The organism is Sorangium sp. So ce1014, assembly GCF_051521505.1.
Taxonomy (GTDB): domain Bacteria; phylum Myxococcota_A; class Polyangia; order Polyangiales; family Polyangiaceae; genus Sorangium.
Window position 1 is genome coordinate 559736 of sequence record NZ_CP150356.1, and the last position, 21637, is coordinate 581372.

At 72.9% G+C, this 21637-nt stretch carries 14 protein-coding genes and 2 tRNA genes; 10 read left to right on the plus strand and 6 right to left on the minus strand.

Translation table 11 applies throughout. From position 1 onward, the window contains the following. Positions 1 to 3 precede the first annotated feature (3 nt). From cysT to WME75_RS02215, 8 genes are all read left to right on the plus strand, one after another. The gene (gene cysT / locus WME75_RS02180; protein WP_437485921.1) at positions 4 to 900 is read left to right on the plus strand and encodes a sulfate ABC transporter permease subunit CysT; all 897 of its coding nucleotides are present in this window, start codon (positions 4 to 6) and stop codon (positions 898 to 900) included. Next, on the plus strand, positions 900 to 1802 hold the full coding sequence (cysW, locus tag WME75_RS02185) for a sulfate ABC transporter permease subunit CysW (RefSeq protein WP_437485923.1): 903 nt from the start codon (positions 900 to 902) through the stop codon (positions 1800 to 1802). Before cysT ends, cysW begins: the two co-directional genes overlap by 1 nt. Positions 1803 to 2050: 248 nt before the next feature. Next, positions 2051 to 2875, plus strand: a complete 825-nt coding sequence (locus WME75_RS02190; RefSeq protein WP_437485925.1) for a hypothetical protein — start codon at positions 2051 to 2053, stop codon at positions 2873 to 2875. A 195-nt stretch (positions 2876 to 3070) separates the two neighbouring features. Further along, positions 3071 to 3142, plus strand: a tRNA-Cys gene (locus tag WME75_RS02195). A gap of 112 nt (positions 3143 to 3254) precedes the next feature. Beyond that, a complete protein-coding gene (locus WME75_RS02200; protein ID WP_437485927.1) occupies positions 3255 to 3758 on the plus strand; it encodes an N-acetyltransferase family protein in 504 nt (167 codons plus the stop codon). A gap of 121 nt (positions 3759 to 3879) precedes the next feature. Further along, positions 3880 to 6456 carry a penicillin-binding protein 1A gene (locus WME75_RS02205; protein ID WP_437485929.1) on the plus strand — a complete coding sequence of 859 codons (2577 nt, stop codon included), beginning with the start codon at positions 3880 to 3882 and terminating at the stop codon, positions 6454 to 6456. Positions 6457 to 6593: 137 nt separating this feature from the next. Continuing rightward, the gene (locus WME75_RS02210; RefSeq protein WP_437485931.1) at positions 6594 to 6965 is read left to right on the plus strand and encodes a c-type cytochrome; all 372 of its coding nucleotides are present in this window, start codon (positions 6594 to 6596) and stop codon (positions 6963 to 6965) included. Then, positions 6962 to 7429: a hypothetical protein gene (locus tag WME75_RS02215; RefSeq protein WP_437485933.1), complete on the plus strand. Its 468-nt coding sequence runs from the start codon at positions 6962 to 6964 to the stop codon at positions 7427 to 7429. Before WME75_RS02210 ends, WME75_RS02215 begins: the two co-directional genes overlap by 4 nt. Before the next feature lie 39 nt (positions 7430 to 7468). Here the strand turns inward: WME75_RS02215 and WME75_RS02220 are convergent, their stop codons facing one another. From WME75_RS02220 to WME75_RS02235, 4 genes are all read right to left on the minus strand, one after another. Continuing rightward, the gene (locus WME75_RS02220; RefSeq protein WP_437485935.1) at positions 7469 to 11089 is read right to left on the minus strand and encodes an AAA family ATPase; all 3621 of its coding nucleotides are present in this window, start codon (positions 11087 to 11089) and stop codon (positions 7469 to 7471) included. A gap of 70 nt (positions 11090 to 11159) precedes the next feature. Continuing rightward, the gene (locus WME75_RS02225) at positions 11160 to 12068 is read right to left on the minus strand and encodes a hypothetical protein (RefSeq protein ID WP_437485937.1); all 909 of its coding nucleotides are present in this window, start codon (positions 12066 to 12068) and stop codon (positions 11160 to 11162) included. Positions 12069 to 12456: 388 nt separating this feature from the next. After that, complete coding sequence (locus WME75_RS02230; protein WP_437485939.1) at positions 12457 to 16029, minus strand: AAA family ATPase; 3573 nt, start codon at positions 16027 to 16029, stop codon at positions 12457 to 12459. A gap of 58 nt (positions 16030 to 16087) precedes the next feature. Next, a complete protein-coding gene (locus WME75_RS02235; protein ID WP_437485941.1) occupies positions 16088 to 17194 on the minus strand; it encodes a cytochrome-c peroxidase in 1107 nt (368 codons plus the stop codon). 383 nt (positions 17195 to 17577) lie between these two features. On the opposite strand from WME75_RS02235, the gene WME75_RS02240 reads away from it, so the two are divergent. Both WME75_RS02240 and rd read left to right on the plus strand, forming a co-directional pair. Beyond that, a complete protein-coding gene (locus WME75_RS02240) occupies positions 17578 to 18417 on the plus strand; it encodes an SDR family NAD(P)-dependent oxidoreductase (RefSeq protein ID WP_437485943.1) in 840 nt (279 codons plus the stop codon). 159 nt (positions 18418 to 18576) lie between these two features. Continuing rightward, a complete protein-coding gene (rd, locus tag WME75_RS02245; protein ID WP_437485945.1) occupies positions 18577 to 18741 on the plus strand; it encodes a rubredoxin in 165 nt (54 codons plus the stop codon). A 397-nt stretch (positions 18742 to 19138) separates the two neighbouring features. On the opposite strand, the gene WME75_RS02250 is transcribed toward rd, so the two are convergent. Continuing rightward, a tRNA-Ala gene (locus WME75_RS02250) sits at positions 19139 to 19211 on the minus strand. Between the two features lie 140 nt (positions 19212 to 19351). After that, positions 19352 to 21511 carry a hypothetical protein gene (locus tag WME75_RS02255; RefSeq protein ID WP_437485947.1) on the minus strand — a complete coding sequence of 720 codons (2160 nt, stop codon included), beginning with the start codon at positions 21509 to 21511 and terminating at the stop codon, positions 19352 to 19354. Positions 21512 to 21637 lie beyond the last annotated feature (126 nt).

Here is a 21637-nt window from a genome sequence, read left to right on the forward strand (position 1 = left end):
TCGGTGGCTCTCCTCTGGCGGCGACAGAGCGTTCTGCCCGGCTTCGGGCTCGCGATGGGGATCACGGTAACGTACCTGTCGTTGCTCGTGCTGGTCCCGCTGTCGATGATCTTCCTCAGGACGGCGACGCTCTCGCCCAGCGAGATCTGGGCCGTGGTGACCTCTGCGCGCGCCATCGCCTCCTTGAAGATCAGCTTCGCCGCGTCGCTCATCGCGGCGGGCATCAACGCGGTCTTCGGCGTGCTCGTGGCGTGGGTGCTCGTGCGCTACAGCTTCCCGGGCAAGTCGATCGTCGACGCGCTCGTCGATCTACCGTTCGCGCTCCCGACGGCGGTCGGGGGCATCGCGCTCACGGCCATCTATGCGCAGCAGGGGTGGGTCGGCCAGTTCCTCTATCCGCTCGGGATCCAGAGCGCGTTCAGCCGTCTCGGCGTGGTCATCGCGCTCACCTTCGTGGGGCTCCCGTTCGTCGTGCGGACGGTCCAGCCGGTGATGGAGGAGCTCGAGGTGGACCAGGAAGAGGCGGCGGCGTCGCTCGGCGCGGGCCGCTTCCAGATCTTCCGTCGGATCCTCCTGCCGGCGCTCTGGCCCTCGATCCTCACCGGCTTCGCGATGTCGTTCGCGAGGGCGTTCGGCGAGTACGGGTCGGTCGTGTTCATCTCGGGGAACATGCCTTTCAAGACCGAGATCACGCCGCTCGTCATCATGACGAAGCTCGAGCAGTACGACTATGCGGGGGCGACGGCGCTCGCGCTCGTGATGCTGCTCTGCTCCTTCGTGCTTCTGTTCGTGATCAACCGGCTCCAGTCCTGGAGCGGCGCGCGCGGCTCGTCGCGGAGCCCGGTCGAGGCGCCGCGCGCGGCGCCCGCGGGCCCGGGCGCGTCCGGGGTCGCGTCGTAATGGCGGGCGCGGCGGGCAAGCTGCGGGTGAGGTCGCGCGGGGCGGTGCGCGGCGCGACCTCCGAGCCCCCGCTCGTGCGCTGGGCGCTCACGGCGGTGGCGCTCGCGTTCCTCGGGTTCTTCCTCTTCCTGCCGGTCGTGGCGGTGTTCATCGAGGCGCTGAAGGACGGCCTCTCGGGCTACTGGCGGGCGATCACCGCGCCGGACGCCGTGGCCGCCATCGAGCTGACGCTCACGACCGCGCTCATCGCGGTGCCGCTCAACCTGGTCTTCGGCGTGGCCGCGGCCTGGGCGATCGCGCGCTTCGAGTTCACCGGCAAGAGCCTGCTGGTCACGCTGATCGACCTGCCGTTCGCGGTCTCGCCGGTGATCTCCGGCATGATCTTCGTCCTCCTGTTCGGGGCGCACGGGGTGATCGGCCCCTGGCTGATGGATCACGACATCCAGGTGATCTTCGATCGCCCCGGGATCATCCTCGCGACCACGTTCGTGACGTTTCCCTTCGTCGCGCGCGAGCTCATCCCGTTCCTGGAGAGCCAGGGGGCCGACGAGGAGCACGCGGCGCTGTCGCTCGGCGCGAGCGGGTGGAGCATGTTCTTCCGCATCACCCTCCCCAACGCGAAGTGGGGTTTGCTCTACGGGGTGGTGCTCTGCAACGCGCGGGCGATGGGCGAGTTCGGCGCGGTGTCGGTCGTCTCCGGCCATATCCGGGGGCAGACCAACACGATGCCGCTGCACGTCGAGGTGCTCTACAACGAGTTCCACTTCTCGGCGGCGTTCGCCGTCGCCTCGCTGCTCGTCCTTCTCGCGCTCCTCACGCTCGTGGTGAAGCGCCTGATCGAGCACCGGGCGCAGCGCGAGACCGGCCCGGAGCTCGAGAAGGCGAACGCCGGCGCAGGGTGACGCGCCCGCGCGGTAGACAGCAGATCTCGGCGCTCCGCCCCGGGTGAGCGCGGCGACAGGCGCGCTGTCGGGCTGGGTCTTTCCGCCGAGCAGCAAGGCGGGGAGGCGGGAAGAAGCGCTCGAGGATCTTCATGCCTTCCCGCCTTCATGGGCGGCCTCGTCGCGCGAGCGATAGCGAGGAGCGCCGTCGGGCTTCGCCCAGCTTGCGATTGGCCGCCTGCGCTCCAGGTTCGAGCGAGGGGAGCACCATGCGGATCTTTGAAGCGATGGGTCGTGCGATCGGGGGAGTTCTGTCTCCCCTCGTCTGGCAAGGCAGCCTTGTCCGGGGAGCGAGGCTGTTCCATCCCGACGGCGTGGTTTACTGCGCGGGGGTGAAGGCGCTCGCGATGGAGGGCGAGGTCGGCGCGCTGGCGCAGCGGCTGGCGGGGCCGGCGCTGGTGCGGCTGTCGGGCGGGATCTGGCGGTGGCGGGGCGGCAAGGGCGAGCGCCGCCCGGACGTGCTGGGGGTCGCCGTGCGCTTCCGGACCAGCGAAGAGGTGACGCCGACGGCGAGCGCCGGCGATCAGGATCTCATCTTCCTGAGCGCGCGCCGGTTGTCGCTGCTTCCGATCGCCATCTTCACGACGAGGAGGCGTGATTTCCTGGACAACGATTATTACGCGCAGCTGCCGTTCGACGTGGAGGGCTTCGGTCGCGCGAGGTTCCGCCTGGTGCCGCTGCGCGCGTCGACGACGAAGGGCAATCGCCGGGAGAGGCTGGAGCGCGCTGCCGCGGCGGGGCTCGCGCTGCTGCGGCTCGAGGTCAGGCGCGGGGGAGCGCGCGCGCGCTGGATGGCAGTGGCCGATATCGAGCTGTACGAGCCGGTGGACATCGACCAGAACACGCTTCGCTTCAACCCGTTCCAGACGGGGAAGGGGATCGCGCCGAGCGGGCTGCTCCAGGCGACGCGGCTCGCGACCTACGCGGCCAGCTACCTCGGGCGGACGCTCGGGGCACGGGCACGGGCACGGATGCCGGGCGCGCGGGGAGAGCGGCGAGCGCGGGGAGAGCGGCGGAGCGAGCGGGAGCGGTAAGGGGGTATTCCCGGGGGCAGAGGCCGGCGGAGGGAAGCGGCCGACCTCCGCCGGCTCACGGAGGCGAAATGCCCGTGCGAAATGCCGGTAAAGGCCGCCCGGGCGTGTAAATGTGTAAATGCGGGCGAGGGCGGCGGCGAAGGCGTTGACAGCTGGGCAGAACTGAGGCATGACCTCCCGCCGCTTCGAACAGTCGGTGAGGTAGCCAAGTGGTTAGGCAACGGTTTGCAAAACCGTTATACGCGGGTTCGAATCCCGTCCTCACCTCCGCAAGGATGACAGTCCGGCCTGCGCGCTGAAACAGCCCCCGAGGGGGCGAGCGAAGAGCGGTGGGCCAGGCTGGAGCACGATCGCCGGCGACGGGATCCTCGGAAGGCTCATGATTCGCCTCCTGACCCCGGCCGACGAGCCTTTGCTCTGGGAGATGCTCTACCAGGCCATCCATGTCCCGGAAGGCAGCCCGCCGCCTCCACGGGACATCGTGCACCGGCCCGAGCTCTCCAGGTACGTGCAAGGCTGGGGACAGCTGGACGATCTGGGCGTCGTGGCGCTCCAGGAGGGCGAGGCCGCAGGCGCCGCATGGCTCCGGCGGCTCACCGGCGCGCTGCGAGGGTACGGCCACGTCGACGACGAGACCCCGGAGCTCGCCATCGCGCTCCTGCCCCAGCACCGGGGACGAGGGCTGGGCACTCGGCTGCTCACCTCCCTGCTGGACACGGCACGGAACCGTTATCCGGCGATCTCTCTGAGCGTCTCGCCCGACAACCCTGCAATACGGCTGTACCGGCGCCTTGGATTCGTCGACGCGGGCCGGAACGGCACGTCGCTCACCCTGGTGCTGGCGCTCTCGGCTCAGCGAGGCGCGAACCCGGTGCGGCCGTAGTCCAGGCCGGCGTCCGGCTCGTGATACCGTGGCGCGTTCGGAACACCTCACTTGCGCCGTCATGGCGCTGCTGACCCCGGCGCGCTGACAGATGGCCTCGGATCCCCCGCGAAGACCCGCCGTGCCGCCCCAGGCGCCCGGCCCCCAACAAGGGCCGAGCGCCCGCCCGGCCCCGCTGGAGCCCACGCTGCCGTACGACGCAGGCGCGGCGAGCTCCGACCCGACGCCGAGCGAGCGCGCACCGACGCGGCGCTGGTCGCCCCAGCACGCCGCGCCGGCGCCGCCCGCGCCGGGGAACCCGCCGGCGGCACCGCCCGCGGCCGGGCACGCGCTGCAGACGCGGGCCGCCGCGGCGCTCCGCGCGGCCCTCGCGGCGCTCCGCGCGGTCTTCCAGCGGAAGCCCCACGGCGCCGGACCCAGGCCGCCGCTCCGCCCGCAGCTCGTCCGCTGGGGCAAGCGGCTCGCGATCGCCCTCGCTTGCCTGGCCGCCGCCGCGGTCATCGCGTTCTTCCTCGTCGTCCGGCACTACGAAGCCGACCTGCCGACAACAGCGGAGCTGAAAAATTACAATCCGCCGCAGGTGACGCGGTTCCTCGCGCGCGACGGCACGGTGATCGGCGAGCTCTTCGTCGAGCGCCGGACCCTCGTGCCCGTCACCGAGATCCCGCCGGCGATGAGCCTCGCGGCGCTCGCGGCCGAGGACGCCAGGTTCTACAAACACGACGGCCTCAACTACCTCGGCATGCTCCGCGCGCTGATCGTGAACCTGCGCTCGGCGGAGGCGCGCCAGGGCGGCAGCACGATCACCCAGCAGGTCGTGAAGAACGTCCTGCTCACGCACGAGCGCACGCTGGACCGGAAGATGCGCGAGCTCCTCCTCGCCCGCCGCATCGAGCAGGAGCTCACGAAGGACCAGATCCTCGAGCTCTACCTGAACCACATCTACTTCGGCCACGGGCGCTACGGGGTCGAGGAGGCGGCGCGGTTCTACTTCGGCAAGAGCATCCGTCAGGTGACGCTCGCCGAGGCGGCGCTCCTCGCGGGCATCGTGAAGGGGCCCTCCATCTACTCGCCGCGCGTGAACCAGGAGCGCGCCGAGAAGCGCCGCGCCTTCGTGCTCGGCCAGATGCGCGAGAAGCGCTTCCTGCCCGCCGCGCAGATCGACGCCGCCCTCGCGGAGCCGATCCGCCTCGCCCCCGAGCCGGAGCCCTCGGACGAGCTCGCGTCCGAGGTGCTCGCCGAGGCCGAGCGCGCGCTGCGAAAGGCCGTCGGACCCGAGGCCAGGTACGGCGGCTACACGGTCGTGACGTCGATCGATCCGAAGATGCAGGCCGCCGCGCGCGCGGCGGTGCGCCAGAACCTCGACGCCTACGCCGCGCGCCACGGCCTCGCCGCGCCGTTCGCCCGCGCCAAGGCGGATCCGGCGCCGTTCCAGGGCGCCCCCAGGGACCCGAACCGCGTCTACCTCGGCGTCGTGACCGGCGCCGACGACGCGCGCGGCACGCTGGCGATCCGCGTGGGCACGGCGCAGGGGACCGCCGACCTGCGCAAGGAGCGCCGGTACAACCCGCGCGGGCTGCCGCCGAGCCGCTTCGCCGAGGTCGGCAAGGTGCTGCGTGTGCGCTTCGCGGGCGAGATCGAGGCCGGCAAGCTGCGGCTGGACCTCGGACCGCAGGGCGCGCTCATCGCGCTGGACGCGCGCACGCGCGAGATCGTCGCGCTCGTCGGCGGCTACGAGGGCGCGCGCGGCGGGCTCGATCGGGCGAGCCACGCGCACCGGCAGCCGGGCTCGACGTTCAAGGCCATCGTCTACGGTTACGGCGTCCACGCGCGGAAGCTCACGGCCGTGTCGATGCTCGAGACGAACCCGGCGGCGCTCGAGGGCTACAAGCCCGGCAACTACGACGAGAGCGAGGGGCAGAGCCCGAAGCGCCTGCGCGAGGCGCTCGCGCACAGCGTGAACGTGGCCGCCGTGTCGGCGCTCCGGGACGTGGGCCCCGAGGCCGTGGTCGCGTGGGCGCGCGAGCTCGGGATCACCTCGAAGCTCGGCGCCGACCTGTCCCTCGCGCTCGGCTCCTACGAGGTGACCCCGCGCGAGATGGCGGCCGCCTACGCGACGTTCGCGGCGGGCGGCGCGTACCAGGAGCCCGTCCTCGTGACGAAGATCACGGGCCCGCGCGGCGAGGCGCTGCCCGTGCCCGCGCGGCCCCCGCCGCGGCCGGCGATGACCGCGGCGGAGGCGTACATCACGACGGACCTGCTCGCGTCGGTCGTCGAGGTCGGCACGGCGAAGCAGGCGCTCTCGCTGCGCCGGCCGATCGCGGGCAAGACCGGCACGACGAACAGCGCGAAGGACGCGTGGTTCGTCGGCTACTCGACCGACATCGCGTGCGCCGTGTGGACCGGCTTCGACGACGCCACGCCGCTCGGCGCGCGCGAGGTGGGCAGCAGCGCCGCCCTGCCAGCCTTCATCGCGTTCATGGACAAGGCGCACGCGGGGCGACCGGCGACCGACTTCCCGGAGCCGCTCGGGATCGTCCGCCTCGAGATCGACCCGGAGACGGGCGGCCTCGCGATGCCCGGCCAGGAGAACGCGGTCGAGGAGGTGTTCCTCGAGGGCACCGAGCCGGCCGGCGTGGCGCTGCCGGACCCGGCCGCGATCGGGCAGGGGATCCTGGACCTGTTCAAGACGCAGTGATCGCCGTGGCGTGCCGTGCGCCTCCTCGGGCTCCCGCCCTGCGGCCTCGAGCGAGCTGGCCCGGCGCCCTGGCGAGCCCTGCGTCACAACGTCGCGTTACCCGGGCCCGCGGGCGCGCTATGTTCCGGCCCGCCCGCATGACACGGTCGCCGATCCTCGCCGCCCTGCTCCTGCTCCTGCTCGTGCTCGTGGCCGCGTGCAAGGGGCCGGCTCCCGACGAGGGCCTCGCGCTCTCGCCCCGCGCCGCGAAGGGCAAGGCCCTGTTCTCCACCCTCTGCGCGGCCTGCCATGCCCCCGCCGCCAAGCTGGTCGGCCCTCCGCTCAGCGAGATGGCGGCCCTCTATGCGACCGACCCCGAGGGCATCGTCCGCTGGGCCGTGACCCCGGGCCGCAAGCGCACCGACGTCCCCCCGATGCCCAGCTTTCGCGGCGTCCGTGAGTCGGACCTCGCCGACGTGGCGGAGTACATCATCGAGGCCGGCACCGCGGCCGGAAAGCAGCGTCCATGATCTACTCGTTCGTCCTCGTCGTGCACTCGTGGCTGCGCTGGGCCGTCCTGCTGTTCGGGCTGGCTGCGCTGGTGCGGTCGGTCCGGGGCTGGGCCCAGCGGAGGCCGTGGACCGAGACGGATCGCAAGATCAGCGCCGCGTTCATCGGCTCGCTCGACACCCAGCTCCTCCTCGGCCTCCTGCTGTACGTCGTGCTCAGCCCGCTCCGGCCCACCTCGATGGCCGCGCTGAAGGCCGCGATGCCCATCGCCGCGCTGCGCTTCTTCGCCGTCGAGCACATCTTCACCATGATCGTGGCGGTGGCGGTCGCCCACATCGCCTTGAGCCGGGCGAAGCGGGCCGCGGATCCCACGGCGCGGCACCGGCGCATGGCGCTCGGCATCCTCTTCGCGCTGCTCATCGTGCTCGCCGCGATCCCCTGGCCGTTCCTGCCCTACGGCCGCCCGCTGTTCCGGCTGCCCTGAGGCGTCGGGCGCTCGAGGTCGCTCGGAAAAGCGCGCCCGCTACGCCACGTCCTCCCGGCTCATCCTGAGCAGCCACAGCGGCGCGAGCGCCTGCGACAGGCTCCTCACCAGCGCCGCCTCGGCGTACCCCATCGCGTAGTCCTCGATCTCGATCGGCGCGGCCCTGCCCGGGCGGCGCGGCGGGTCGAACCGGATCCTCCGCACCACCGGCAGGAGCGCCGCCGGGTTCGGCGGGAGCGCGCGCCCGTGCCGCGCCGCCTCGTCGAACGCCGCCTGCCGCTCGAGGTGCTCCCGGACCGCGACCGCCGGCGAGAGGCCCGGCCGGGCCGGAAGGACGCGCACCCGCACCACCTCGGGGCCGCGCGCGAGCGACGTCCAGACGTGCGCGCCGGTCTCGAGCTCGAAGAAGTCGAGCACGCACAGGCCCACGACGCTCAGGACGAGGAGCTCCGCCCCGCCCGTGAGCATCGCGTCGAGCCCCGCCGTCCCGCGGCCCTGCGCGATCGCGGGCGCGTGCCCGTGCCGATCCCCAAAAGGCGCGCGGCCGGGAGGCGCGCCCGCCCACCCCTCGACCTCGCCCCCCGCCTCGCTGTACGCGCGCGCGAGCGCCTCGAAGAGCCCCTCCTCCCGCGCGCCGCCCGGGCCGCCGGCCGGCCCCTCCTCGAAGTGCGCGGCGCGGAGCAGCTCGATCAGGACCGCGTGCTGGCCCGGCTCGTCCACCTTGCGGAGCGCGCGCCGGAGCGCGTGGCCCTCGGCGATGCACTCCAGCACCTCCTGCTTCGCCAGCCGGCGCAGCGGGCCCGGCAGCTGGCGCCGGTGGAAGAGGCGCACCCGGGAGCGATTCCACTCGTCCTCCCCCAGGGTCACGTAGCCGAACCGCCGCATCTCCAGGTCGAGCTGCTGCTGCTCGTCGTCGTCGCCGCTCCGCCGCCGGACGAGCTCGATCCGCTCGCGGAACGCCTGGATCGCGCCGCGCATCGCGTCGAGGTTGTAGACCGCCTCCGCGTGCTCGTGCGCCTCGGGCCCCTCCGCGGTCCGGCCGTGCTCCGCGAGGTGGTAGCGGATCCGCGCCGACAGGCGCGCGAGGCCGTCGCCGCGCTCGAGGTCGTCGACGAACTCGAGCAGCGGCGAGAGCTCCGCCGTGAGCGCGTCGAGCGGCCTCGTCATGAGCGGCGCGAGCGCCCACGCCGCGGCCGCGGGCTCGGCCTCCTCGAGCGCCTCGCGGTGCAGCGCGAACGGGGGCGCCGCGGCGCCGTCGCTCCCGGCGGGCATGGACGTCGTGAAGATGCGGAGCAGCTGCATCGCGGCGGGCGCGCCGCGGGTGAGCGCGTCGCTGAGCAGCGAGCCGATCTCGTCCTCGATGAACCGCTTCACCGAGCGGGCGCCGTCCTCGGCCACGAACGCCTCGCGCGCGATCCGCTCGGCCACGCCGGCGCCCCGGCGCACGAAGACGCTCCGCTCGGCGAGCCCGCGCCGGCAGAGCAGCCGGTCGAGCTCCTTCTCGGCCACCCGCACCGCCACCTCGGGCGTCAGCGGCCGGAACGGCACGACGCGATCGATCCGGTTGAACAGCTCGGGCGGGAAGAACTCGCGCACGGCCCGCGCGACCTCCTGGGCCGACTCCTCCGCGATCGCGAGCGCCCGCGCCTCCGGGAGCCCCGCGCCGCCGAAGCCGGCGCCGAAGCCGGCGCCGAAGCCGACCAAGGATCGCGCGCGCGCGCCCAGGTTGGAGGTCATCACCACCACCGCGTGGTTGAAGTGCGCGGGCCTCGCCGCCGCGTCGGTGAGCCGGCCGTCCTCGAAGAGCTGGAGCAGCAGGCTGTGCACCGACGGGTGCGCCTTCTCGATCTCGTCGAGCAGCACCAGCGAGAACGGCTGCTCCCGCACCCGCTGCGTCAAGAGCCCGTCGGGCGCGTAGCGATCGCCGATGAGCCGCGCCGGCGCGTCGGGGCCGCTCTGCTCGCTCATGTCGAAGCGGAGCAGCCGCGACGCGCTGCCGTAGATGAGCTCCGCCATGCACTTGGCGAGCTCGGTCTTGCCGGTCCCCGTCGGCCCGGTGAAGAGGTACACCCCGTACGGGCGCCGCGGATCCACGAGGCCCGCCTTGATGCGCGCCACGAGATCCGCCGCGGCGCGCACGGCCTCCGGCTGGCCGATGATCCGGCGGCCGAGCTCCTCCTCCAGCGCGCCGGCGTCGAGCGGCTCGTCGCCGCCGAGCAGGAGCCTCGGCACCCCGGTCTTCTGCGACAGGAGCCGGAGCACGTCCTGCGACGCGACCGGCCGCGGCGCGTCGCCGCGCGCCGCCGCCTGCTCCCCGGAGGGCGAGGGGCTCCCGCCTGCGCGGACGACCTCGCGCAGGAGATCCATGGCCTTGCCCGGCAGCGCCTGCGCCGACAGGAGCGAGCCGCCGAGGTCGAGGATCGTCCGCAGCACGTACGGGCTCACGCGGGCGGCGTGGCGCTGCTCGAGGGCGCGGACCTCCCGCACCATGAGGCGGAACGTCTCGGAGGGGGTCGCCTCGGGGAGGAAGAGCGGCGTGAACAGGGCCGTGAACGAGGGGGCGTCCTGCTCGAGGAGGCGGAACGCCTCGGGGGAGCACTCCCCGACCATCACGATCTCGCGGCGGGAGAGCGGGCCGCGGAAGAAGTCGGCGAGCGAGCGCTCGCTCTCGCGCGACCTCCCGATCCGGCCGAAGTGCTGGATGTCGTCGACGACGAGGATCGCGCCCCGGCTGCGCGCGTCCTCGACGAGATCGACACAGCGCTTCTCCCAGTCGCCGAGGTGGCTCATCCCGGCGATGAGCCTGCGGCCGCTCACGGCGACGACGTCGCGCGCGCGGTCGAGGTTCTTGTGGGCGCCGTAGCCGTCGGCCTCCAGGAGGTCGACCACCGCCCGGTGGATCAGGGTCGTCTTGCCGCACCCCGGCGGGCCGATGACGAGGACCGGCTGGGCCCGGCCCGCGCCGAGCAGCAGCGCGAGCTGCTCGCGCTGCGGCGATCGCGGCGCGCCCGCGTCGAGGCCGCCTTCGGCCGCGCGCTGGGTGAGGCTCACGCCGAGGCTCGGCAGGACCTTCAGGCCGCGGCGCTTCTTCCAGCGGAACGCCGGGTCGGCGCCTGTGTCGTCGTCGCCCGGTCGATCCGGCAGATCCGCGAGCGCCGAGCGCGGGGTGCACGAGAACGACAGCGCCGTGATGCGCTCCTTGCCCTGGCTCCAGAGCCGCGCGATCTCGTCGTCGTCGAGCCCGGCCCACGCGACCTGGAACAGCGCGCGGAGCTGCTCATCGAGCGGGAGATCGTCGCGGAGGGGCGCGGCGTCGCCCTGCCGGGTGGGGTGGTAGGCGAAGACGATGCGCTCGTGCTCCGAGGCCCAGCGCGGCTCGAGCACGACGGGGCAGAGCCCGCTCACCTTGCGGCGCTCGCCGGACCCGGAGAGCGAGAGCTCGAGGCGCACCTTCTCGAGCCGGAGGCCGCGCGGCATCTCGAGCCGCGCGAGCTGCGCCGCGCGCGCCTTCTCGAAGAGGGGCCTGAGCTCCTCGGCGAGCAGGCGCCGGACGCGCTCCGGGTGCCGCCCCGCCCGCGATCGCGTGCTCGGGCCGAGGCCAAGCGTCACGCACTCGACGTTCGTGGTCCGGCGTTCGAAGAGCGGGATGGTGAAGTGCACGGCGGCGAGTGTAGTGGGCTATGCGGCCGGCCACCGCGGCGGCGTTCTTCCGAGATCGGGCGGCGGAGCGTCAGTGCCCCTCGGGGTTCGCGAGCCATGCCGCGAGGGTCTCGCCGTCCAGGGTCAAGACCACCTCATCCAGGCGCTCCTCCCCGAGCCGCGCCAACCTCTCGGCCAGGGTGCTGCGCTCGTCGTCCGTCATCGTCCTGCCGAGCCGCTTCTCGAACAGCCGCCCCAGCGCTAGCCGCTTGCCCTCGTCCAGGCCGAGCTGTCGCTGCTCCGCCTGGTAGCTCTTGAACCACTCCTGGATCTCCATGATGACGTCATCCTCCACGTCTTCCGGGAGCTGCCCGGGGATCTCGTAGCCGAAGTGTACCAAAAGCGGCAGGGCGACGCTCCGCTCCCAGGCGTCCTCCGGCAGCGCCATCAGGTCCTGCAGCGCCTCGTGCAGCACCCGCCGTGCACCCATCAGCCGCAGGATGAGCGTGCTGCGCGTGCGAGGCAGCTCCGAGAGCACCACGACGCGCACGTGCAGCGCCGGCGCCGGACCGTACACACCTGGGCTCAGCGCCTGGCAGCCGAACCCGTCGAGCACCGTTTCGGGCCGCCCCGTGCTGACGACGATGAGCCACGGGAAAGGCACCTCGTTGCGAGACGCCGGCTCGACCTCGGTCCGATCGAGCGCGGTCCGCGCCCGCCGCTCCAGCTCGTGATGCCACGCGAGCTGCTTGCGCAGGCAATCGCGCATGTGCCGCAGGCCCGGGGTGTTGCGGAAGACCTCGAACATGCATGGCCCGGCCGCCAGCTCGCCGAGCACCCCGAGCTCGCGCCGCACCGCCTCGCGCGCCGGATCGGGCACACACCAGACGTCGATCCGCTGGGTGGCCGCGGCGACCTCGACCTCGGTGTCCGACTCCGCCATGCGCCGGAGCGCGTCGCGCAGCAGGCTCTTGATGAACTGGTCGGAGCGTTCGCGCATGAAACCAACAACCCCTCTTGATGCAGGCGCGTCTCGCGCACTGGCGTGCTCGCCGAGTGGCCAGGCGCGGCTCATGCCTTGATGTGCAGGGCGATGCACGAGAAATCGTGGAGAGAGCGAGCGAGTTCTGTTCTAGAAATCGATGAAGACAGCGGCGGATCTCGAAACGATCGAGTGGCGGTGTCCGTAAAGGTGGATGTCGGCGGCGCGTCGATGGTGGGGTGGCCGCCGGCGAGCCGCGGTCGTTACTCAGCCAGGACCTCCAACGAGGCCGACGGGGGGAGTTGCAACTCCAGATCAGCTCGTCGAAGATCCCTCAACGTCTGTCGCGTCGATGTCCCCGGGAACGACGCAGGGTTGCTACGTGCGATCACGGGGACATCCGGCGCTACTCGGACGCCGCGCCGTCCCCGCCCGCGCTGAAGTACTCGCTCCGATCGAGCCCGCTCCCCTCGTCCTCGAACAGGAGCAGGTGCGCCAGCGCAACCTCGTCGAGCCGCTCCCAGTACCACGCCGGATCCATGGCGATCCGCGCCCGGCGCCCCGCGATCAGCACCGCGCCCTCGACCTCGTCGTGCTCGCGCGCGGCCGCCCCGCGCCGCCGCGCCGCGGTCGAGCCGGCGGGCGGCGGCGCGAGCGACTTATGCTCCCACTGATCCTCGGCGATGCTGGCCGCGTGCGCGACGAAGTGCACGAACACGTGCAGCCGGCCGTCGTCTGACGCGTCGCGCGCGGCGCCCGCGTCCCGCTTTCGTACCACGAGCTCGTGGTGCCCCCGCTCGAGCGAGAGGAACGCGCCGGCGTACGCGCCGGTGCAGCGGAAGAGCACGCTCCGGAAGCCCCGCTTCGGCTGATCGAGCGCCTCGAGCACGTCGCCCGGAGAGCGCGGCGGGCCCCACCGCCGGCTCGCGGGCCACACGCCGTCGCCGGGCCCGGCCCGGTCGCCGTCGATGTGCAGCGTCGCGCTCCACCCCCGCCTCGGGAGCGCCCGCAGCAGCGGCGCGAGCCACCGCGCGAACGCCCCCTCGTCGAGCTCCTCCAGGACGAGCGTGATCGCGTCGCGCCGCGCTTCCGTCGCGACGAGCGCGCGCGGCAGCACCTTGCGGACGCCCTCCCACGCCGCGCGCGCCTCGCGCGCGAGCTCGCGCACCTCCTCGCCCTCGAGCAGCGCCATCAGGGCGAGCTCCTCGACGCTGTGCATCTCCTCCTGCGCGCCCGCGAGCTGCCCCCAGAGCTCGCTCAGCCGGTGGTGCTCGGCCTGCAGCCCCGCGGTGTCGATCTCGTTCCGGCGGTCGCGCGAAGGACCGCTCCCCAGGCTCAGCTGCGTCAGCAGGAACTCGATCTGCTCCCGGAGCTGCTCGACCGGCCCGAGGCCCATCCACTGGTCCACCTCGCGCCGGAGATCGCCGACCTGCTCGACGCCGAACGCCTGCTGCGCCGCCCGCGCCGCGCGCCGCCGCCGCGCCACGAGGCGGAGCGCGGGCGTCTCCGCGCGGCCGACCACGACGCCCTCGACCGGCGCCTCCGGCTCCCCCGCCTCGGCGACCCACACCGTCAGCTCCCGCGCGTCGCCGCCGAGCCCCGCGAGCAGCCGCGCGAGGGGCGCCGCGAGGTGCTCCTCGACGTGGCGCCGGAGCGCCCGCGCGCCGTAGGCCGGCGCGTGGCCGTCCTCGGCGAGCCGGGCGAGCGCCCGCGGCGAGACCTCGAGCGCCACGCCCGCCTCGGCGAGCCCGCGGCGCTGGCTCAGGCGCTGCGTCGTGAGGCGCGCGACCTCGGACAGCTCCGCGCGGGTCAGGGTCCGGAACGGCACCACGCGATCGATGCGGTTCACGAGCTCCTGCCGGAACGCGCCCGCGACCACGCGCTGGTAGTGCGCCTCGTCCAGCGCGGCCCGCTCCTCCGCGGGCGCCGCGCCCCGATCGCCGGCGAACCCCGCCTGCGCGCGCCGCTCCGCCCCGCCGAGGTTCGAGGTCATGATCACGATCGCGTTGTGGAAGTACGCCGTCCTGCCGCGCGCGTCGGAGAGGCGCCCCTCGCCGAGCACCTGCAGCAGCAGGTCGAACACGGCCCGGTGGGCCTTCTCGATCTCGTCGAGCAGGAGCACGCAGAACGGCTGCTCGCGCACCCGCTGCGTGAGCAGCCCGCCCGCGCCGTCCGCCCCGCGGATCAGGCGATCGGCCGCGCCCTCGCTCGAGAACTCGCTCATGTCGAACCGCGCGAGCCGCTCGGGCGATCCGAAGAGGAGCCCGGCGAGCGCGCGGGCGAGCTCGGTCTTGCCGATGCCCGTCGGCCCCACGAACAGGAACGTCGCGAGCGGCTTGTCCGGCGGCGACAGCCCCGCCTTCACCACCGCGATCGTCTCGGCGAGCGCGCGCACCGCGCGCTCCTGCCCGATGACGCTCGCCCCGAGCTCGCGCGCCACGCGGTCGACGCGGAGCGGCAGATCGTCGCGCAGCAGGAACGCCGGCATCCCGGTGCGCGTCGAGAACAGCTCGTAGAGGTCGCTCCGCCCGAGCGTGACCGGCTCCCCCTGCGCGGTCCGCTCCCGCTCGTGCACGGTGCGCAGGTCGTCGTAGAGGCGCACCGCCTTGCCCGGGAAGGCGCTGTAGGGGAGGTACCGCTCCGCGAGATCGACGAGCGCCGTCAGCGCGTCGCCCGCGACCGAGGGGCGGTGCGGCTCGACGCGGCGGTCGCGCTCGGCGCGCTCGGCGAGCGCCCTGCGGGTGTCCTCGGCCGAGAGCGGCTCGACCCGGATGCGGCTCAGGCCGGCGAAGAAGGCCCCGTGCCGCCCCTCGAGCGCGTCGAGCCGGTCGTCCCGGAGCTCGCACACGACGCGCACCCGCCCCTCGTCGAGGTAGGGCCGCATCGCGCCGGCCAGGTCCACGTGCCCCCCCTCGGAGCGCTCGGCCAGCAGGTCGTCGAGGCTCTCGAAGTAGAGCACCGCGTCGAGCGCGGCGGCGGCCTCCATCACGCCGTGGATGCGCTCCTGCCACTGCCCGAGCCCGCTCATGCCCGCGACGAGCTGCGCGCCCGAGGTCGCGTAGACGAGCCGCGTCTGGCGCGCCACGTAGGCCTGCATGAGCGCGGTCTTCCCCGCGTGCTCCCGGCCGACGAGCAGCACGCCGAGGCGCTCCTCTCCGTCGAGCAGCGCGGCGAGGCGCGCGAGCTCCGCGTCGCGGCAGGCGAGCGGCGGCGTCGCGGTCGGGCTCCGCTGCGCCGCCACGTGGAGCGGCGTCGCGACGGCGACGAGCGCGTCCACCGCCGTCTTCCGCCGCGCGCGCTCGGCGATGGAGACGCCCCGCCGCGGCCCGCGCCCGCCCGCGGGCTCGGGCTCGGGCAGCGGGGCGTGGAGCACCTCCAGCCGGTGCGCGCTCCCGGGCAGGAGCCCCATGTGCTCCCACGTCGACAGCGTCTGCGAGGCGAGCAGCCGGCGCACCTCGTGCCGGATCGCCGGCTCGATCGGCTCGCCGGCCTCGACGTAGAACGCGTGGCCGAGGCTCGGCACGAGCACCCACGCGTCGCGCTCGTCGCGCGCCGCCGGCCTCGGCGCCGCGCGCGCCGCCCGCTCGCCGGCGGGCACGACGACGCAGGGGAAGCTCACCGGCGCCTCGCTCCGCAGCTTGCGCGGCAGATCGTCGCGCGGGACGGCGACGTCCACGGAGAGGAGCGCGGTCCCTTCCGGGAACGACAGCCGGGAGATCGCCTCGGGCTGGGCGCGCGCCGCGTGCTCGCGCAGGAAGAGCTGCTGCTCGACGAGGACGTCCTCGTCGCGGCCGAAGCTCGCGGCATCGGGCGCCGCGACGGGGAAGGCGACGCACGCTCCGTCGAAGCGCTCGCGCACGAAGACGAGCGCCCTCGCGGTGCGCCCCTCGCCTGCCTCCGGAGCGCCCTCGGCGGAGGCGCCCGCTCCGTCGTCGGGAGCGGGCGCGGATCGGTCGTCGTCGCCGGAGCTCGTGCTCATCCGAGAGGGCGGAGCAGACCCGATCGGCCTGTCCGGCGCAATCGGATCGGCGCTCAGCTCACGACGGGTCGGCCTTGGGCGTGGTCGGCGTGCTCGCGGGCAGCTCGGGCTTCTTGATGTACTCGGTCGGGAGATCGCCGGTGAGCGCCTTGAGGTAGGCGACGATCGCCTTCACCTCGTCGGGCTTGGCCTCCACGCCGAGCTGGTGCCACGCCATCTTGGTCACCGTGTCGTCGAGCGTCGTGATCGAGCCGTCGTGGAAGTAGGGGAAGGTCTTCTCGATGTTCCTGAGGCTCGGGACGCGGAAGAAGAACTTGTCCTTCTCGTCCTTCGTGTGATCGAAGCGCCCGTTGTCCTTGAGGCCGGCGAACTCCTTCACGAGGCCGAGCTTCTGGAACGTCGAGCCGCCGACGGCGACGCCCGTGTGGCAGGTCGGGCAGCCGAGCGAGATGAACTTGTGGAACCCGGCCTTCTCCTCGGCGGTGAGGGCCTTGTCGTCGCCGTCGAGGTACTTGTCGAAGCGCGACGGCGTGACCAGGCCGCGCTCGAACGCGCCGATCGCCTTGGCCATGTTGTCGTAGGTGACCGGCTCCTTGTCGTCGGGGAAGGCGGTCTTGAAGAGCTTCACGTACTCGGGGATCGACTTGAGCGTCGTGATGACCCGCTTCTCGTCCGGCATGGCCATCTCGACGGGGTTCAGGATAGGCCCCTTGGCCTGGTCCTCGAGCGTGGCCGCGCGGCCGTCCCAGAACTGGGCGACGTGGTGGCCCGCGTTGTAGGCGGAAGGCGAGTTGCGGCCGCCGAGCTGGCCCTTGTGCCCGGAGGAGAACGGCTTGTTGTCCACGCCGTAGGCCGAGAGGTCATGACACGAGTTGCAGGAGATATCGTGGTTCTTCGAGAGGCGCGCCTCGTACCAGAGCATCCTGCCCAGGGTCACCTTCTCATCGGTGATCGGGTTCTTGTCGTACTCGAATTTGGCTGGCAGGACCTTGAAGGACTTGACGTCGTTCGGATCGAAGACGAGCGGCTTCACGTCGCCCGTCGTGGAGGGCTTTGCCGCGGTCGAGGGCTGGGGGGCCTGATATTGGTTATCCGCGGATCGTTCGCAGGCGCTCAGCCCGGCGGTGACGAGGAGCACACAGATGAGAGATGAGGGCCAACGCATGATGTCTCCTGGCTCGTGAGGACGACGTCCACGGTAGATAGAGCCGCCTGCCACGTCAACGCGCGCCTCGGCCGCGCCGCCGCGCCGCCGGCCAGGGCGCGCGGCTCGGCGGTCGCCGCGAGGGGCGCCTTGTGGCGCGATGTGTGTTACGGCGGGGTTGCGACTCCTGGTCTCGAAGGTAGCGCAAGGGGTGCTGAGGTGCCTCCGGAGCGCCTGTCTCCCTCCGAGGTGCGCATTCCCGTCTCGACCGATTTGTCCAGGTGCACGCGATGCGCCCCCGCCCGGCGGGCGGGAGCCGGGCGGGCGGTCCGGGACGAGAGGGAGAGGACGCCCGTCGACGGGCCTCTTGCGCCGCCCGGGGGCGCTGGGCAACCCTTGCGGCCGTGCAATCGCCGATCGACAGCGGGGTCGTGCTCATCACCGGCGCGTCGTCGGGCATCGGCCGCGCGCTGGCGCGCGAGGTCGCCCGCCGCGCCCGGGCGCTCGTGCTTGTCGCGCGCCGCACGGAGCGCCTGGAGGCGCTGCGCGCCGAGCTCTCCGCGGCGCGGCCGGAGCTCATCGTGCTCGTCTTCGGCTGCGACGTCACCGATCGGGCGGCGCTCGACGCGATGCTCCTCTCCGTCGCGGCCGAGCTCGGGCCGGTCGACGTCCTCGTCAACAACGCCGGTTTCGGCGATCTCAGCCTGTTCGACCTCTCGGCGTGGTCGCGCACCGAGCAGATGATCGCGCTGAACGTGACGAGCCTCGCGTACCTCACGCACCGGCTCGTCGGCCCGATGGTGTCGCGCGGGCGCGGCGCGATCGCGAACGTGAGCTCCGGCTTCGGGCTCACGTTCGGGCCGGGGATGGCCTCGTACGTCGGCACGAAGCACTTCGTCACGAGCTTTACCGAAGCCCTCCGCATCGACCTGGCCGGCACCGGCGTGCGGGTGACGCAGGTCTGTCCGGGGCCGGTGCAGACGGAGTTCGCCGAGATGGCCGGCAACTTCACGGGCCTCGAGCCCCCCGCGCTCCTGTCGATCTCTCCGGAGCGCTGCGCGCGCGCCCTCGTCCGCGCGGTGGACCGGGGGCGCGCGCTCGTTGTGCCGGGGGTGGTGGCGTGGTTTGTCGTGTACCTCGGCGCCCTCTGCCCCCGCTGGCTCCTGCGGCTCGTCTACCGGCCGATCGCGCGCCTGCTGCGCAAGAAGCAGCTCGCCGTGCGCGGCGCTCCGGCGCCGCCCTGAGGCGCGCCGTCGCGGCCGCGGCCACGCAGCGCGCGCAGCGCCGATGAGCCGGCCGGGGCCGCCGCGCTGCGGGGCGGCGCGGCAGGTTCGCCTCCGGCGGCGACAGCCCTTGTGGTAGCGTCTTTCGCGGCTCGCCAAGCCCCCTGAGGAGAACCACGGATGAAGAAATATCGGTGCCTGGTCTGCGAGTTCATCTACGACCCGGCGGTCGGCGACCCTGACAGCGGCATCGCGCCGGGGACCTTGTTCGAGCACCTGCCGGACACCTGGGCTTGCCCGGAGTGCGGCGCGACAAAGGCCGATTTCGAGCCGATCGAGGATTGAGCGAGCCGCTCCTCCCCCGTCTCGACGGGGCGAGCGCCGCGGGCAGCACGGGAGGCACGGGCGGGCGGACACATCGGTCGTCCGCCTCCGTGCCTCTCTGTGCATCGCGGCTCGCTCCGTGTGCCGCGCGCGGCGCGTGACAAGCACGGTGCCGTGAGGGCGAGGAGCTCCGCGCGCTGCGATCCTGAGCCCACGCTGATGCGAGCTCCCTTGCAGCGGGCCGCTCGGCGCGCGGAGACCGTGGATCCGACACCGGACCGGCTCACGCAAGGCACGCGCTCGAAGGCTTGCCTGGCTCGCTTCGCCGCGAGCTCACGCTCGCCGGGGATCAGCGATCAGCGGCGGTGCGGAGGGGAAAAAAGAACTGCTAAGAAAGAGAACTGGACGGCTTCGAGGGTGGACCTGACAGGGATCGAACCTGCGACCTCTAGAGTGCGATTCTAGCGCTCTCCCAACTGAGCTACAGGCCCTCGCTTTCGAGAGCGCGGACTCTACTCGCCGGGGCGCGGCTGTCAAGCGAAGGACGCGGTTTTCTGTCCGGCGTCCCTGTGCCTCGCCTGCGCGCGCGCGCCCCCCTGGTCCTTTCCTTGTCCTTGCCCTGCTCCTGGTTCTAGTCCGCGGGGCTCTCGTCCGGCTGCGCGGGCGCTCCGGGCGGCTCGGCCGGGGTGAGCGCCTGGGCCTTCGGGTTGTGGAAGGAGAAGAGCCGCTCGCGCTCCTCCCCGTAGCTCTCCGTCTTGCCCCACTTCGGGTTCCAGTCCTTCACCCAGTACACGTCCCCGGAGACGATCGCGTCCTCGGGCCGGCCCGTGCGCTCGGGGTAGCGGTACATGTACTCCTTCATCGCGTCGCGGTACGACGTGTTGGCCGGCAGCTTGATGCGGGCGAAGTAGTCGCACCAGATCTGGGTGTACGCGAAGCTCTTCGCGTGCAGGAGGTCGAAGTTCGGCGGCTTGCCCGTGAAAGGATTGATGTGGCGGCCGTCGACCGTGAGGGCGTCGACGACGATCGTCCCGTCATCCATCACCGGGTTGGGGGAGAACATGAACCAGCCCTGGAGGAACCGGAGCTTCTGCGCGAGGACCCGCGTCTCCTCGGGGTGAGGCACCTTCCAGCGGTTCTTGATGACCCAGAGCTCGACCGCCGCCTGGTTCACGGCGCCGGCGAACATCGCGAGCACGGCGAGCTCGCGCAGCGCGGCGAGCGCCTTCCGGCCGGCCAGCCGCAGCGGCGCCGGCGGAGCGGCGACCTCCGAGCGCTCCGGGATCCGCGCGCCGAGCGCCCGGCCCAGGCTGCGGCGGTGCGCCGCCGCCATCGCCGCGGTGGCCGCGTCGCGCGCGAGCGGCAGGCGGAGCCCCCACGCCACGGCGGGGCCGAGCGGGATCGCCGCGACGATGTCGGCGAGCGCCCCGGCGCCCTCGAGCGACGCGCCGTCGGGGCGCCGCACCGCGAGCCCGTGCGCCGCGGCGCTCGACGCCTCGAAGGTCAGCAGCCCGAACCGGTCCATCCGCTTCAGTACGCGGCAGGCGAGGACCGCGCCCGGCGACCGCGGATCGAACAGCACGACGCGGGCCCGGTGCGCGCGCCGCATCGTGCGCGCGGCGATCTCCCAGTCCTCGCGGCCGAAGAGGAGCGTGGACAGCACGCAGAGCGCCCACGCGAACGGCCCCAGCACGAACGTCATGCCGAAGCCGATGTGGAGAATGTTCATCATGACGAGCGCGAGCCGCCGCGCCCACACGCGGCCGAGCGGCGACAGGAGGCACACCGGCAGGGCCGCCTCGAACGCCATCACCATCTTCGTCATGAACAGGATGAGGAATCTCGGCGCGTAGTCGCGGACGTCCGCCACGATCGGCGTCACCATCCGGTCGACGTAGAGCACGTAGTGGATCGCGGTCCCGTTCTTCCAGGCGGGGCCGGTCTTGTGCACCACGTTGAAGAAGTAGATCGCCGCGATCTGGATCAGCAGGACGGGCCCGAGGACGGTCACGTGATCGTTCGGCTTGAGCGGGTCGTCGACCGTGGTGCGGTCGTTCAGATCGTCCGCGGTCCGCTCGCGGCTCCGCTTCAGCGACGCGAGGAGCGCGTCGACCGAGAAGCGATCGCCGAGCGGCAGGAAGCACGTCCAGAGCAGGAGCAGGTTGTGGACGACGTAGCCGCCGTTCTCGATGAGCAGGACGCGCCCGTTCATGCTCGTGACGAACACGAGCGAGAGCACCTGCATGAGCTTCGTCTTCCAGCCGACGAGCAGGCAGACGTAGGTCGCGAAGATCACGGCCCAGAGGACCCAGACCTCGCCCGACGTGGAGAAGGCGTTGACGAGCGAGAAGTTCCCGCTGCCCTGCGGGCGCCAGAGGTTCACGTGGTTCGGCAGGACGCCGATGTCCGCGAACATGTCGGTCCACGCCCACGTGCGGCGGAGCAGGTCGCCGATCAGGAAGAAGCCGAGCAGGATGCGCGTGAAGCCGAGCGTCCGCCGGTCGAACGTGAAGAAGCTGTCCCGGAGGATGTCCCACATCGAGGGCCCGCGCGGGCGGGGGGGCGCCGGCGGCGGGGCGCCGTCCTCGCCCTCGGCTTCGCGGTCGTCGTCCGCGGCGGCGTCGCGCCCCTCGCCGTCCGCGGCGGCGTCGCCCGCGGGCGCGCCCTCGCCTGCGCCGGAGCCTCCCGCGGCGGCAGCGGCCTTGCGGCCATCTCCGCGGCTCCCGCTGGGGTCCTCGTCCCGGAGCGCGCCCTCGGGCCCGCGCTCGTCGCGATCGTCGTTTGCGTTCATAAGGCGTCGAGGTCGATTCTATGCGAGCGCAGCGCTCGCGGGTTCCCGGCTCCTACCTACCGCAACCGCGCTGGCGCCGCACGAGGCGACCAGGGTCGCGCCGCGCGGGCGCGCCGGCCCCCCTGG